The organism is Acinetobacter sp. 161(2023), from assembly GCF_037027805.1.
Taxonomy (GTDB): Bacteria; Pseudomonadota; Gammaproteobacteria; order Pseudomonadales; family Moraxellaceae; genus Acinetobacter.
The window spans coordinates 1-13,458 of sequence record NZ_JAZEYD010000019.1; the positions used below are offsets into that span (position 1 = coordinate 1).

Genomic DNA, 13,458 nt, shown 5'->3' on the forward strand with positions numbered 1-13,458 from the left:
TACTATTTCTTCTACGTCAACAGATGCAGTGAATGGTAGCCAGTTAGATGCGACCAACCAGAATGTAACGACTGCCCAGAATACAGCAAACACAGCGGTGACGAATGCAGCAACAGCCCAAGCGACGGCAGACAAAGGCCTGAACTTTAGTGTCAATGGTGGTACAGCAGACAACGCAAAGTTGGGCGAAACGGTTAACTTTGCAGATGGCACCAATACCACAGCAGTTTATGACCCGACAACCAATACCTATAAATACAATGTGAATGACAACATTGCATTAACCAATGCGGGTAGCTTAACGGTCGGTAACACCAAGGTTGATAACAGTGGATTAACCATTACTGGCGGTCCAAGTGTAACCACGGCAGGTATTGATGCGGGCAACCAGAAGATTACTAATGTTGCAGCAGGAACCAACCCGACTGATGCTGTTAATGTAAGCCAGTTGGGTGCAGTAACTACAGCAGCCAATACCAAGACAGATGCTTTAGGTACCAGTACTGCGAGTAATTTAGGTGGTGGCGCAGTTTATAATCCAGTTACAGGCGCAGTCAGTTCACCGATTTATACTGTAAATGGCACCAACGTAAATAACGTGGGTGCTGCCATCAGTGAACTGGATAAAGGCTGGACATTACAAAGTAATGGTACTAATGCGGGTGCAGTGAAAGCTGGTGATACCGTTGACATTGGTACAGTTGCAGGTGAAATGAACCTGAAAGTAACCAAGACTGGAAACAAGATCCAGTATGGTTTAAACCGTGATCTGAATATTGACAGCGTAACGGCAGGCGATAGTAAGTTAGACACCAACGGTTTAATCATTACTGGTGGCCCAAGTGTGACCAAGTCTGGCATTAATGCGGCTAACCAGAAGATTACTAATGTTGCAGCAGGAACCAACCCGACTGATGCTGTTAATGTAAGCCAGTTGGGTGCAGCAACTACAGCAGCCAATACCAAGACAGATGCTTTAGGTACCAGTACTGCGAGTAACTTGGGTGGTGGCGCAGTTTATAACCCAGTTACAGGCGCAGTCAGTTCACCAATTTATACTGTAAATGGCAACAACGTAAATAACGTGGGTGCTGCAATCAGTGAATTGGATAAAGGCTGGACATTGCAAAGTAATGGTAGCAATGCGGGTGCAGTGAAAGCTGGTGATACCGTGGACATTGGTACAGTTGCAGGTGAAGCCAACCTGAAAGTAACCAAGACTGGTAACAATATCCAGTATGGTTTAAACCGTGATCTGAATATTGATAGCGTAACGGCAGGCGACAGTAAGTTAGACACTAATGGTTTAACCATTACTGGTGGCCCAAGTGTGACCAAGTCTGGCATTGATGCTGCTAACCAGAAGATTACCAATGTTGCGGCAGGTACTCTTTCATCTACATCAACAGATGCAGTCAATGGTAGCCAGTTAAATGCGACCAACCAGAATGTAACGACTGCCCAAAATACTGCAAACACAGCGGTGACGAATGCCGCGGCAGCACAAGCGACGGCAGACAAAGGCCTGAACTTTAGTGTCAATGGTGGTGCGGCTAAGAATGTGAAGTTGGGTGAAACGGTTAACTTTGCAGATGGTACCAACACGACTGCAACGTATGACCCAGCAACCAATACTTATAAATACAATGTGAATGACAACATTGCATTAACTAATGCAGGTAGTTTAAAGGTTGGAAATACTAAAGTTGATAACAGTGGTTTAACGGCTGGCAATACTAAGGTTGATAACAGTGGATTAACCATTACTGGTGGCCCAAGTGTAACCACAACAGGTATTAATGCGGGCAACCAGAAGATTACCAATGTTGCAGCAGGTACCAATGCGACGGATGCCGTTAATGTGAGTCAGCTTGGCGCAGTCACTACAGCAGCCAATACCAAGACAGATGCTTTAGGTATCAGTACTGCAAGTAATCTAGGTGGCGGTGCAGTTTATAATCCGGTGACAGGTGCAGTCAGTTCACCGATCTATAGCGTGAATGGTACCAACGTAAATAACGTTGGTGACGCAATCACTGCACTGGATAAAGGCTGGACCTTACAAAGCAATGGTAGCAATGCAGGTGCAGTAAAAGCTGGCGACACAGTTGACATTGGTACAGTTGCAGGCGAAAGCAACCTGAAAGTAACCAAGACCGGAAACAAGATCCAGTATGGACTGAATCGTGATCTTAATATTGACAGTGTAACAGCAGGTGACAGTAAGTTAGATACAAATGGTCTAGCAATTGCGGGTGGCCCAAGTGTAACCAAGTCTGGCATTAATGCGGCTAACCAGAAGATTACTAATGTTGCGGCAGGTACTCTTTCATCTACATCAACAGATGCAGTGAATGGTAGCCAGTTAAATACCCTCGATAACCGTGTGACTAAGAATGGTGATTCTACAGCCAATATTTTTGGTGGTGGTGCCAAAGCTAATCCAGATGGTTCGATTTCTAACCCGACTTATAATGTTGCAGGTACAAGTGCAAACAATGTAGGCGATGCCTTAACAGCACTTGATAAAGCAGTCACTGATGCAGGTACAGCAGCAAATGCAGGCTGGACTGTTTCAGCGAATGGTGACGCAGCGACTGCTAAAAACATCAAACCAAACGGTAAAGTCAACTTTACAGGCGACGATAACTTAACCGTTGCTCAGACGAGCGATAAGGACAATGAAGGCAACATTAAGGTTGCGCTGAACAAAAACTTGAAGGTTGATAGTGTCACAACTGGTAATACAGTTATCGATACGAATGGTGTAAAAGTTGGTGATAACGTTCAGTTAGGATCAACAGGCTTAATTATTGCTGGTGGTCCGAGTATTACGACTTCTGGAATCAGTGCAGGAAACAAGGTCATTACCAATGTAGCTGCTGGTGTTAATACCACCGATGCAGTGAACAAAGGACAACTTGATGGTGCGATCACGAGCATTAATAACAATGTTGGTGCTTTAGCTAATAGTGCAGTTCAGTATGACAAAAATGCAGATGGTACAGTCAATAAAGACTCTGTCACTTTAGCAGGTGGTGCTAATGGTACAGCACTTAAGAATGTGGCAAATGGTACTGTAGCAGCAGGTTCTAAAGATGCTGTAAATGGAGGCCAGTTGTGGAGTGTTCAACAACAGGTTGACAAAAATACGGGTGATATCTCGAACCTTCAAAGTGATATTAGCAACATTAACAATGGTAAATCCGGTCTAGTTCAACAAGCAGATAAAGATGCTGCGATTACTGTTGGAAAAGACACGGGTGGTACACAAGTTAATGTTGGTGGAACAGCAGGTGACCGCACGGTGACTGGCGTTAAAGCAGGCGCAGTGACTACCTCTTCAAAAGATGCAGTAAATGGTTCTCAGCTTAATGCAACCAATCAGGCGCTTGTAAACGCACTAGGTGGTGGAGCGGGATATAACAATATTACCGAAAGCTTCTCAAACCCTACGTATAACGTGGCTGATAAGTCTTACAACAATGTCGGTGATGCAATAGGCGCATTGAATCAAGCTGATCAAACATTAAATAATAAAATTGATAATGTGAACAACAAGCTTGAGCAAGCGTTCTATGCAACAAATCAGCGTATCGACAACTTGGAAGAAAAAATGTCTGCTGGTATTGCTGCAAATGCTGCACTTGAAAATGCGCCATTTATTGCAGGGAAAGTCACTATGGCTGTTGGTGCTGCTTACTATAATCAGCAAAATGCTGTAGGTGTGACCTTACGTAAAACAGCCGACAACGGACGCTGGTCACTTACAACAGGTGCAGCGCTTGGCAGTCAGGGTAGCCCATTAGTGCGAGTTGGTGTAAGCACAGTCATTGACTAATTTTGGCTAGGCGAGGAAGGCTTAAGGCCTTCCTCATTCTCCATTTCGAGAGTAAAAATATGAAAAATACAGTTAAAGCGTTATTTATTGCTGTTCTTTCTGGCCTGGCAATGGTTGGTTATGCACAAGAAGAAGCAATATCTCAGCAAGAGGTTACTTTTCCTAAAGTATCTGATAGCTATCTAAAACAAGTAAAACGTTATGAATACCAAGATGTTGCTCGTTTAGACTTAGGGCTGAATAAAGACCAAATTCGAGCTTTATTGGGAAATCCCCAATTTAGTGAAGGAGTGTTTGCAGTAAAAGTATGGAACTATGTACTTGATGTGCGTATTCCCCACACAAACCAGTATAAACGTTGTCAGTTGCGTATTGATTTTAATGAAAAGTATTTAGCGAATCGTTTATCTTGGAAAGGTGAGGAGTGCGAAGGCTTAGCTGCTTTGGGTGAGAATAATCAGACCCCGCCTGAGCCTGTAAATAGCAATGTGATTGCAGAGCGTACAGCGAGTGTATTATTTGCCTTTGATCGGTTTGATGCGAGCGCGATTCAAGAGGGTACGGATAGCGTTGCGAAAATTGCCGAGCAGATCAAGAAAATTGAGACAACGACTCCTGTAATTGTTTCAGGTTTTACAGATCCGTTAGGTAAATTTAGCTATAACCAAAAATTGTCTTCTCAACGTGCAAATACTATTGCTGAGTTATTGGTACAACAAGGTATCGAAGCAAGCCGTATACAAATACGGGCAAATAGTCAGACCGATTTATACAAGCAGTGTAGCGGTAACAATAGTTCACAACTTATTCAATGTTTAGGACCGAATAGACGTGTTAATATAACTTGGTAAAGCGGTCTGTCACGAAAAAGTCACCATCCTTAGAATGGTGACTTTTTCGTTTTAGGAGACTAAAAAAGTAAAAGGATATATTTTAAGTTTTATAAATTTTATATAAAAATCATCTTTTAAAATAATAAAAATGCTGTGGAGTGAGTAAACCATCTAAGGGTTGATCCCAGCTTTGACGTTCTAAAGTGTGTTCAATAAATTGAAACTGATGGGCTAATCCTAAACGATAAGGCTTATGTGTAGCACTTGCCAATGTGCGATCATAATAACCACCTCCCATACCAATACGTGTTCCGTAGTGATCACAAGCTAAAAGTGGCGTTAGCAGTAAATCAAGCTGTGACACATGTCTTCCTCTGGTTGCCATGGGTTCTTTCATGCCCAATGGATGATGAGAAAAACGTCGATTCAAATATTGGTTTCTAGATATTTTTACCCAAACTAAACGCTGATTCATTGAACAAATCATCGGTAAATAAACTTGTTTATTTTTTTGAAAGCATAGCTTTATGAGAAGGTCTGTATGAACCTCTCCAAAGGCATGTAAATATAAACCAATCTTTTTTGATGAATGAAAAATAGCAAGGGTATTTAGATGGTGGAGAACATTAAGCTGAGCTTGTTTTTGCTCCAATGGAGTTAAAGAGCGTCTTTTAGATCTTAAATTTTTTCTAATAAAACTTAGTTCATTCATGGATAAATCTAACAAAGATTTGAGATCAGTCGAGCAAAATTATACCTATTTTTCTATAGTTTCACTGAAATTTAAACAGTGTTAAAAAATAGCTTAATTTTATCGGCAAAGTAAAAATTGTTTTGCTCTTAAAAGAAGTCATTTATATAAGGTTTTTGAGCTTTTTTACGTATTTACAGTATTTATTTACATTTAATGAGATAAGAATAATTAAAAAGATGAATGTGAAATTGTTAAGCCTATGAAGTTAAAAATTTTAACGATGATGATATGTGTTGCATTGCTGAGTGCGTGTACGAAACAGGCAGAATCTGAAGCTCCTAAAGTTGATTATAATACTCAATTTGAAGAGTCTGACCGAAAAATTGGTGAGTTTTTAGATCAATTGGATAACCCTAAAACACCTCAAGAAGTTAGAGTTAAAATTTTATGTCATGACTATCCTGATGTGTATAAAAAACAATATATGCCAGCATTAATAAAAATTTCACCAAAGCCTTATACTGAAGAGAAATTATTGTCAGATTTGAAAAGTGCAACTGACTACTACAAGGATGCCTTTACGATTAGGTGTAATCAGTAAAATGATTTGTGTATTAAGTCTTAAAAAATTAAATAAGTGTGAATTGATTGGTATTGTTGGGTTGTGGTAAATTTCATTTTGTCTTTATAGTGGTTAATTTAGGGGAAAGCGAGATATGGAAATCTTGAAATTCTTACAGAGTTTTAATACGGTGGGTACATACTTAATGATTGCTTCAACCGTTTTAGGTGGTCTTATTATTTATTTTTACGTGATTAATCCAGCGTGATCATTTAAATGAAATAGTGAAACTCTACTATTTCATTTTTTATTAATTAAATTCTGTTATTAGTTTTAAACTATAAAAATAAGGTAGAGTCATGAAGTTTAAATTGTTTGTTGTTAGTTTTTTTGCTTTAGGTTGTCATGCCGACGAAAACGTAACTGATCCCGAGATTTGTAATGTGGTGAAAAAAGTTGCTTATACTGTCATGGAGGCACGTCAAAAAAAAGTTCCATCTCAAGACTTGCAACAGATAGCGAATAGCCTCGAAGACCCAAAAGCAAAACAACTTTATCAAGATTTAATTAATTCGGCTTACTCTGCCAAAGTATTCAGAACCAGTTTCTTTAAAAGAAAAGCAATAGAAGATTTTCAAACAGGCTGGTATGAAGAATGCCTGAGTAGAAATCAAAAATAATAATATTAGAAAGGGAAATTACAGTTGAATGTTTAAAAGAAATTTTTAGACTGAAAGGTCTGTATAAGAAGCTAAATTAAAATAAATATTTTGATTTTTTCTAAGTATTAAAACTAAATGCTCCGAAGATGCCGCTGCATGTGTCGTTACCCTGAACCCGATGAGTTCAAGGTGGACGCGACGTATACTTGCTGGGTTTCCTACACGAAGGTAGGCATACACTCTAAATATACAGAACACATCCATAAGTTTAAGTATCGGCAGGGGAATAGACCCGCTGGCGAACACCCCAGAGACAATTTAAGTATAACCGATCTGACTATGTTGGCAATCCTCTAATCCTCTGGAACTGTAAACTTAGTTTGCGTTTGATGAAGCTTTGTACATTTGCAAGCATAAAATAATATTCAATCGCAGTAATGGCCTCAATACAAAAACGCCTTGCATCTATTATTCATAGAGCAAGGCGTTTTTGTATGGATAATTTATTAAACGATTTGTTCAATATTATCCAATATCGTTTGCAGTAAACGTTCACAGTGAGTGTATTCTTGCAAAGACTTATTCAGACTCAGTACTTCTTGAGTCAATTGTAGAGCAACCATAATGACCAGTTTGTTGTGCTCAACACGTGGAGCACTACGACGCATCTCATTAAATTTCTCATTGAGAAGTTCGGCTGCACGTTCAAGTTCATCTTTTTTATCTAAAGTAGTCGCGAGTCTAAAGGTCTGCTCAATCAGCCTAAGCTCTACCATGACTTGTTCACTCATGATTGTGTCTCCTCACCAGTTTCAGCATTAGGGTGGGCTAGCTGCTGAATTTCTTGGGCATGCTGATCTTGGGCAGTACCTAAAATTCCTAAACGTTGAATAATGGCTTCAACTTTTGATTTAGCAAGCTCATTTTTTTGTAACAAACGATCACGATCTTGTTGTAAATCATGTAGCTCTTGTTGGGTTTGACGCTGGTGGGCTTGTAACTTTTCTTTTGTAACACGTAATTCATTTCGTTCGGCAAGAATTTCTTGAAAACGATTTTTTAAATCAGTCGTACTTTTTTCTAATCGACTATAACGTTCGGCAAGTGTGTTAGCATCCTGATTCAATTGTTGAAATTGACCTTTTAACTGAGAGAGTTGCTCAGTTACAGACTCAATTTCCTCTTGTTTTTTAGTGATAATACTATTTTTTTGCACAACTTGTGCGTGATGCTCTGTTTCAGCAAGTTCTTTAGCTTCTGAGAGTGCCGCATGTTCACTCTCTAAATGATGTAAGCGTGTTTTTAATACGCTAATATGCGTTTGTAGCCGCTGTAATTGTTCTAACATAACGAGGTCGCACAGAATTGCAATCAAAGGTAATATATACAAAGTATAGAGATTGGATAAACGAATGCAAGACGATATTTCAGGCTGGACAGATTGGAACGCTCATTTTGAAGGAATTGAAGAAATTTCAAGCCCTAGTGAGTTACATGGTCTATTGACAGGTATTGTTTGTGTGACAGAAGCGCCAACGCGTGAAGAATGGTCACAAATCTTAACAACCCTTAATGTGCCAGCGTTAAGTGAAGATGCTCTAACACTTTTAACTGATGAAGCAGAAGATGTTGTTCATGCATTATCTGACGATGAATTAGATTATATACCTATGCTTCCTGACGATGAGCACCTACTTCAAGAGCGTGTACAAGCATTATCAGATTGGTGTGCAGGTGTTGTATTAGGTTTTGGGTTGGCATCAGGTAATATTCGTGCTGATGAACTTGAGTTGATTGAGAACCTTCAAGATATTGCAGCGGTCGAATTTGAAGACTCTGATAATGATGAAGAAGGTGAAAGCAGTTACGAAGAGTTGTATGAGTTTGTACGTTTAATACCTGTAAGTTTGTCTATTGGCAGAAAAAAAATTACTGTAACTGAAAGTTCTTTGTTGAAAAACTTTCATGCAAAAAGTAAATCTGCTGCTGTAGATACAGAACAAAATGTTGTAGAAATGTTTACTCCACATCGCCCAAGCTAATTGAGGCGATGTGTTATTGGTTGTATTTTATTTTTTGACTTTAAAATTCTAAATCAAGTAGATCATTATGAAATTGCCTCAAGCTGATTTTCGACATCGTAGAGACCGTCTGGCAGAAAAAATGGGTCCAAACAGCATTGCAATTATTGCAACGCGTGAGGAAATGTACCGTAATCGTGATGCGGATTATAAATTCCGTGCCGATAGTAGTTTTTTCTATTTGACGGGCTTTGCTGAGCCTGAGGCAGTTGCTGTCATTGAAACCTTCGATGATGAAGACTATAGCTATAGTCTTTTTTGCCGTGAACGTAATCGCGAGATGGAAATCTGGAATGGTTTCCGTGCCGGAGTTGATGGTGCAGTTGAAGACTATGATGCTGATGAAGCATATGTAATTGATTTGCTTGATGAAGAAATTATTGAAAAATTATTAAATAAAGAGCGTCTTTATTATCGTATTGGGCACAATGCTGAGTTTGATGCACGGGTGAGCCAGTGGATTAAAAAAGCAGATGACGAACACCGACATGAGAGTGCTCCAGCTCAATTGCTCCAGCTTGACCGTATTGTTGATGAAATGCGTTTAGTTAAGTCACCACAAGAACTTGAGCTGATGCAAATTGCTGCAAATATTAGTGCCGAAGCACATACGCGTGCGATGCAAACGGTACGTCCAGAGATGATGGAATATGCTCTTGAAGCTGAGCTCAATTATATTTTTGGGAAAAATGGCTGTGTCCCGTCTTATAACAGTATTGTAGGCGGTGGGGCTAATGCTTGTGTTTTACATTATGTTGAAAATAACAAGCCACTCAAAGATGGTGATTTAGTCTTAATTGATGCTGCATGTGAATATGAATTCTATGCGTCAGACATCACCCGTACTTTTCCGGTCAATGGTAAATTTAGTGCTGAGCAAAAAGCATTATATGAAGTTGTATTGGCTGCCCAATATGCAGCGATTGACGCAGTTCGTATTGGTAATTCGTACCGTGAGCCTCATGAAATAGCAGTTAAAATTTTAACTGAAGGTCTAGTTAATTTAGGTTTGCTCAAAGGTGATGTTAACGAACTCATCGAAACCGAAGCATACCGTCAGTTTTATATGCATGGCACAGGTCATTGGCTAGGCATGGATGTACACGATGTCGGATCTTACAAAAAAGGTGAAGACTGGCGTCAATATGAAGAGGGTATGGTCATTACAGTGGAACCTGGTTTATACATTGCACCAGATGATGAAACTGTAGATGAAAAATGGCGTGGTATTGGTATTCGTATTGAAGATGATGTGGTCGCAACTTCGAAAGGACCACGAGTTTTAACTGCTAATGTGGTTAAAGATATTGCAGATATCGAACATTTAATGGCGCAAGCTAAAGCATAATTAAACGTATTCGCTAAAGGAGCAAAACTCGATGCAACAACAAGTGATTATTGTAGGTGGGGGAATGGTGGGTTTGAGCCTTTCACTCATGCTGGCGAAAGCTAATATTGCGGTAAAGCTATTAGAAGCTGTGAAATACCCAAACTATGATGATCAAAATGTTGCCCCTTATCATTCGAGTTTTGATGCGCGTAATACGGCTTTATCACGTCGTAGCGTACAGATTTATCAGAAGCTGGGGTTGTGGGATGCATTACAGCAACATGCGACTCCAATTTTGCAAGTCCATATTACAGAGCAAGGTAGTTTTGGCAAGGCACGTTTAATTGCAGAACAAGAAAAAGTCGAAAGCTTTGGGCAAGTAATTGAAAATGCTTGGCTTGGTCGTGTGCTTTTAACTCAAGTGCGCCAACAACCTTTGATTGAGCTAATTGATGGTGTGCAGGTTACAGCTTTAACTCAAGATGCCGAACAAGTACATATTGAAGCTTTGCGTGGTGAAGAAACCTTAAAACTTGAGTCAAAATTATTAATTGCGGCTGATGGACGCGATTCTTTTTGTCGTCAGGCAATTGGCGTCGGTGTGGATGTCCATGATTATGATCAGGTTGCAATTGTCACCACAGTTCAGACATCGAAACCGCATGAGCATGTTGGTTTTGAGCGTTTTAGTGCATTAGGGCCTTTAGCCTTATTGCCTTTACCGGGTGAATATCACCGTTCGGTGGTATGGCCTGTTAAAAAAGGCACCGAAAATGAATGGCTAGGCGATGAAAATGACCAGCATTTCTTAAGTGCCCTGCAACAAACTTACGGTGACCGAGCGGGTAAATTTGAAAAAACGGGTAAACGTTTTAGCTATCCACTTTCACAAGTGCTTGCACATAAACAAGCTGTAGGTCGCGTTATTTTAATGGGTAATGCAGCGCATACAATTCATCCGGTTGCAGGACAGGGTTTTAATTTATGCCTACGTGATGCAGATGTTCTAGTGCGTTATTTAGTGAACCAGTTAACTACTTCTGATGATTTGGGTAACCCAAATAACTTACTTGCCTATGAACAAGCTCGTTTATCAGATCAGCAGCGAGTGATTAAGTTCTGTGACACTGTCGTTCGTGGTTTTAGTAACCAAAATCCATTATTAAAATTAATTCGTAATACGGGATTAATTGCATTTGATGTCATTCCGGGTGTAAAACCATTGGTGGCTAACTATGCAATGGGGTTAAAAGCATGAGTGAAGTGTTGGATGTCGTCATTGTTGGTGGTGGATTGGTTGGTGGTTTAACTGCTTTATTACTTGCGCAAGGTGGCGTACAACCTACAGTGCTTGATGCGGCCCCTGTGCTTGATGTTGAGAAAACATTAAGCGTGATGAATCCACGTGTTTTAGCACTTAGCCAAGCGACTATTCATTTGCTTAAAACGGTAAATGTTTGGGATGATCTAGCACGTCAAATGCCTTATACAGGCATGCAGGTCTGGAACCTGAATGGCTATGGTGAAATTAATTTTGGCCAAGAGTCGCAACAAAGACCGATGCCAGAGCAAGCCTTGGGTTCTATGGTGGAACCAAGTGTACTGAACGTTGCTATTCAGCAAAAAATGTTGCAGCAGCTTACAGATTACCGTACTCAAGTTGGTGTTACACGTATTGAGCAGGGTATTGGATGTTGGCATATTCAATTAGCAGACGGCACTACCCTTAAAACTAAACTGCTTATCGGTGCAGATGGTGCGAATTCATTTGTACGTGAACAGGCTTTTATTGATCTTGATGTACTAGATTACAAACAAGCAGCCATTAGCTGTGCAATTAGAACAGCAAAACCCCATCATTATGTTGCCCGTCAAATTTTCTTACCTACAGGACCTTTGGCATACTTACCGATGGCAAGTCTTGAAGAAACTGAAAACGGATATTGGCAATCCATTGTCTGGACACTACCAGATGATTATGCCGATGAATATTCAGCTTTAAACGATACCGCCTTTATGCAGCTTTTAACTCAAGAAAGCCAACACATGTTGGGTGAGGTGTTAGAAGTTCGTTCAAGAGCACAATTTCCGCTCAAAGCTCGTGCTGCAAAACAATATGTAAAAGCAGGTTTAGCTTTGATTGGTGATGCAGCACATGTGATTCATCCACTTGCTGGGCAAGGAGTAAATATTGGCTGTCTTGATGCGGCAGTACTGTGTGATGTGTTGCTTCACGATTTAAAGCGTGGTGTCTGGGCACATGAGCAAACTTTATTACGCTATGAGCATCGCCGTAAAGGTCAGAATGATGCAATGATGCATAGCATGTCAGCAATTGGTTGGCTTGAAAGCAGTGAGCTATTTCCAGTCGTGTGGGCTCGCAATATGGGTCTTAAGCAAGTTGAGCTGACTCCGGTTTTAAAAGACCGATTTATGCAACAAGCAAATGGTTTAGGGGCTTTACAAAGTACCCGCTATAAGCATTAAAATATTTACTGGGTCTATACTCTACTGAGTGAATTAAATACCAGTAGATATTTTTTGAACAATCATTTATATATCATTACCAATTTGGTCATAAAAGATACGGAATTGACCAAATTGGCTCTTTGCTAAATGCAAAGAGGTTGCTAAATTTCTGAGGTCTTGGGACCATAGCAATGATGCAATAAAATCATTCTGGGGAGTGTGAAATGTCAGATATCAATGATTATGAAGATGCAGAAGATTCTGCTGTAGATGAAGATGAAGCGAAAGCAGCCGAAAGCGGTGCAGCTGATGAAGAAGCAGGCAGTTTGAGTGATACTGATCTTGCCGAAGCAGAAACGCTGACTGTAACTGCTAAACAGAAACAGCGCCAAGCGTTGGAAGATGAAGTTGCCGCATTTTTAGCTCGAGGTGGTAGAATTACCGAAGTTCCTCCTGATGAACATAGCGACCATTAATCTTAAAAAAGCATCACATGAGTGGTGCTTTTTTATTTGTGTAAATTTACTAAAATAGGTTTAAGGCGAGCTTTGCAGTTCTTTTAAAATTCCACATTCATCTACTGTCCGATTGGTAGAGCAGTGCTGTTTTAAATCAATTAAAGATTCTTTTAAAAGCAATAATCGTTCAATTTTTTCAGATACTTCATTTAAATATTTATCTACTAGGTTATCAATTTTTGTACATGCCTGTTTAGGCTGAGATTTCATTTCTTTTAACGTTTTAATATCACTGAGTGAAATATCTAATTCTCGGCAATGCTTAATAAACAATAGATCGTTTAGTGTCTGCTCAGTGTAAACACGATAATTATTTTCTGAACGTTGGATACGGTCCAACACACCTACTTTTTCGTAATAACGGATCGTATCAATTGGAACATCCGCTTTTTTTGATAATTGACCAATAGAAAGATTCATAAGGCTTGACTCTGGAGCTACTCAAGGGTTTTTAATCACTATAAAAGA

14 protein-coding genes and 1 other RNA gene are annotated in these 13,458 nt (G+C 39.8%); 10 read left to right on the forward strand and 5 right to left on the reverse strand.

Annotation, left to right across the window (positions count from 1 at the left end; all coding sequences use genetic code 11):
• Together WA249_RS16710 and tpgA are read left to right on the forward strand one after the other, a co-directional pair.
• A partial coding sequence (locus tag WA249_RS16710) for a YadA-like family protein (RefSeq protein ID WP_336170394.1) occupies window positions 1–3,841 on the forward strand: 3,841 nt, incomplete at its 5' end.
• Between the two features lie 59 nt (window positions 3,842–3,900).
• Window positions 3,901–4,692 carry a trimeric autotransporter adhesin/peptidogylcan-associated protein TpgA gene (gene tpgA, locus WA249_RS16715; protein ID WP_336170395.1) on the forward strand — a complete coding sequence of 264 codons (792 nt, stop codon included), beginning with the start codon at window positions 3,901–3,903 and terminating at the stop codon, window positions 4,690–4,692.
• A 109-nt stretch (window positions 4,693–4,801) separates the two neighbouring features.
• On the opposite strand, the gene WA249_RS16720 is transcribed toward tpgA, so the two are convergent.
• Complete coding sequence (locus WA249_RS16720) at window positions 4,802–5,386, reverse strand: 5-formyltetrahydrofolate cyclo-ligase (protein ID WP_336170397.1); 585 nt, start codon at window positions 5,384–5,386, stop codon at window positions 4,802–4,804.
• 241 nt (window positions 5,387–5,627) lie between these two features.
• On the opposite strand from WA249_RS16720, the gene WA249_RS16725 reads away from it, so the two are divergent.
• From WA249_RS16725 to WA249_RS16735, 3 genes are all read left to right on the forward strand, one after another.
• Window positions 5,628–5,969: a hypothetical protein gene (locus tag WA249_RS16725; RefSeq protein ID WP_336170399.1), complete on the forward strand. Its 342-nt coding sequence runs from the start codon at window positions 5,628–5,630 to the stop codon at window positions 5,967–5,969.
• A gap of 115 nt (window positions 5,970–6,084) precedes the next feature.
• The gene (locus WA249_RS16730) at window positions 6,085–6,198 is read left to right on the forward strand and encodes a hypothetical protein (protein ID WP_336170401.1); all 114 of its coding nucleotides are present in this window, start codon (window positions 6,085–6,087) and stop codon (window positions 6,196–6,198) included.
• A gap of 91 nt (window positions 6,199–6,289) precedes the next feature.
• Window positions 6,290–6,610 carry a hypothetical protein gene (locus WA249_RS16735; RefSeq protein ID WP_336170403.1) on the forward strand — a complete coding sequence of 107 codons (321 nt, stop codon included), beginning with the start codon at window positions 6,290–6,292 and terminating at the stop codon, window positions 6,608–6,610.
• Window positions 6,611–6,725: 115 nt separating this feature from the next.
• On the opposite strand, the gene ssrS is transcribed toward WA249_RS16735, so the two are convergent.
• The 3 genes from ssrS to WA249_RS16750 all read right to left on the reverse strand — a co-directional run bounded on the left by ssrS (window position 6,726) and on the right by WA249_RS16750 (window position 7,940).
• A non-coding RNA gene (gene ssrS / locus WA249_RS16740) (6S RNA) lies at window positions 6,726–6,909 on the reverse strand.
• A gap of 189 nt (window positions 6,910–7,098) precedes the next feature.
• Window positions 7,099–7,383, reverse strand: a complete 285-nt coding sequence (locus WA249_RS16745; protein ID WP_336170405.1) for a cell division protein ZapA — start codon at window positions 7,381–7,383, stop codon at window positions 7,099–7,101.
• The gene (locus WA249_RS16750; RefSeq protein ID WP_336170407.1) at window positions 7,380–7,940 is read right to left on the reverse strand and encodes a hypothetical protein; all 561 of its coding nucleotides are present in this window, start codon (window positions 7,938–7,940) and stop codon (window positions 7,380–7,382) included. Before WA249_RS16750 ends, WA249_RS16745 begins: the two co-directional genes overlap by 4 nt.
• Before the next feature lie 64 nt (window positions 7,941–8,004).
• Here WA249_RS16750 and WA249_RS16755 point away from each other — a divergent pair, with 64 nt between their 5' ends.
• From WA249_RS16755 to WA249_RS16775, 5 genes are all read left to right on the forward strand, one after another.
• Window positions 8,005–8,634, forward strand: coding sequence for a UPF0149 family protein (locus tag WA249_RS16755; protein ID WP_336170409.1), 630 nt, complete (start codon window positions 8,005–8,007; stop codon window positions 8,632–8,634).
• A gap of 67 nt (window positions 8,635–8,701) precedes the next feature.
• On the forward strand, window positions 8,702–10,021 hold the full coding sequence (pepP, locus tag WA249_RS16760; protein WP_336170411.1) for a Xaa-Pro aminopeptidase: 1,320 nt from the start codon (window positions 8,702–8,704) through the stop codon (window positions 10,019–10,021).
• A 31-nt stretch (window positions 10,022–10,052) separates the two neighbouring features.
• A complete protein-coding gene (gene ubiH / locus WA249_RS16765) occupies window positions 10,053–11,261 on the forward strand; it encodes a 2-octaprenyl-6-methoxyphenyl hydroxylase (RefSeq protein ID WP_336170413.1) in 1,209 nt (402 codons plus the stop codon).
• The gene (locus WA249_RS16770) at window positions 11,258–12,490 is read left to right on the forward strand and encodes an FAD-dependent monooxygenase (protein ID WP_336170415.1); all 1,233 of its coding nucleotides are present in this window, start codon (window positions 11,258–11,260) and stop codon (window positions 12,488–12,490) included. Before ubiH ends, WA249_RS16770 begins: the two co-directional genes overlap by 4 nt.
• A gap of 206 nt (window positions 12,491–12,696) precedes the next feature.
• Window positions 12,697–12,948 carry a hypothetical protein gene (locus WA249_RS16775; RefSeq protein WP_005303414.1) on the forward strand — a complete coding sequence of 84 codons (252 nt, stop codon included), beginning with the start codon at window positions 12,697–12,699 and terminating at the stop codon, window positions 12,946–12,948.
• A gap of 60 nt (window positions 12,949–13,008) precedes the next feature.
• Here the strand turns inward: WA249_RS16775 and WA249_RS16780 are convergent, their stop codons facing one another.
• Window positions 13,009–13,410 carry a MerR family transcriptional regulator gene (locus WA249_RS16780; protein ID WP_336170417.1) on the reverse strand — a complete coding sequence of 134 codons (402 nt, stop codon included), beginning with the start codon at window positions 13,408–13,410 and terminating at the stop codon, window positions 13,009–13,011.
• Window positions 13,411–13,458: the final 48 nt, after the last annotated feature.

Coding starts and splice junctions, on each gene's coding strand:
- tpgA (WP_336170395.1), top strand. CDS start 3,901: ATGAAAAATACAGTTAAAGCGTTATTTATTGCTGTTCTTTCTGGCCTG.
- WA249_RS16720 (WP_336170397.1), bottom strand. CDS start 5,386: ATGAATGAACTAAGTTTTATTAGAAAAAATTTAAGATCTAAAAGACGC.
- WA249_RS16725 (WP_336170399.1), top strand. CDS start 5,628: ATGAAGTTAAAAATTTTAACGATGATGATATGTGTTGCATTGCTGAGT.
- WA249_RS16730 (WP_336170401.1), top strand. CDS start 6,085: ATGGAAATCTTGAAATTCTTACAGAGTTTTAATACGGTGGGTACATAC.
- WA249_RS16735 (WP_336170403.1), top strand. CDS start 6,290: ATGAAGTTTAAATTGTTTGTTGTTAGTTTTTTTGCTTTAGGTTGTCAT.
- WA249_RS16745 (WP_336170405.1), bottom strand. CDS start 7,383: ATGAGTGAACAAGTCATGGTAGAGCTTAGGCTGATTGAGCAGACCTTT.
- WA249_RS16750 (WP_336170407.1), bottom strand. CDS start 7,940: ATGTTAGAACAATTACAGCGGCTACAAACGCATATTAGCGTATTAAAA.
- WA249_RS16755 (WP_336170409.1), top strand. CDS start 8,005: ATGCAAGACGATATTTCAGGCTGGACAGATTGGAACGCTCATTTTGAA.
- pepP (WP_336170411.1), top strand. CDS start 8,702: ATGAAATTGCCTCAAGCTGATTTTCGACATCGTAGAGACCGTCTGGCA.
- ubiH (WP_336170413.1), top strand. CDS start 10,053: ATGCAACAACAAGTGATTATTGTAGGTGGGGGAATGGTGGGTTTGAGC.
- WA249_RS16770 (WP_336170415.1), top strand. CDS start 11,258: ATGAGTGAAGTGTTGGATGTCGTCATTGTTGGTGGTGGATTGGTTGGT.
- WA249_RS16775 (WP_005303414.1), top strand. CDS start 12,697: ATGTCAGATATCAATGATTATGAAGATGCAGAAGATTCTGCTGTAGAT.
- WA249_RS16780 (WP_336170417.1), bottom strand. CDS start 13,410: ATGAATCTTTCTATTGGTCAATTATCAAAAAAAGCGGATGTTCCAATT.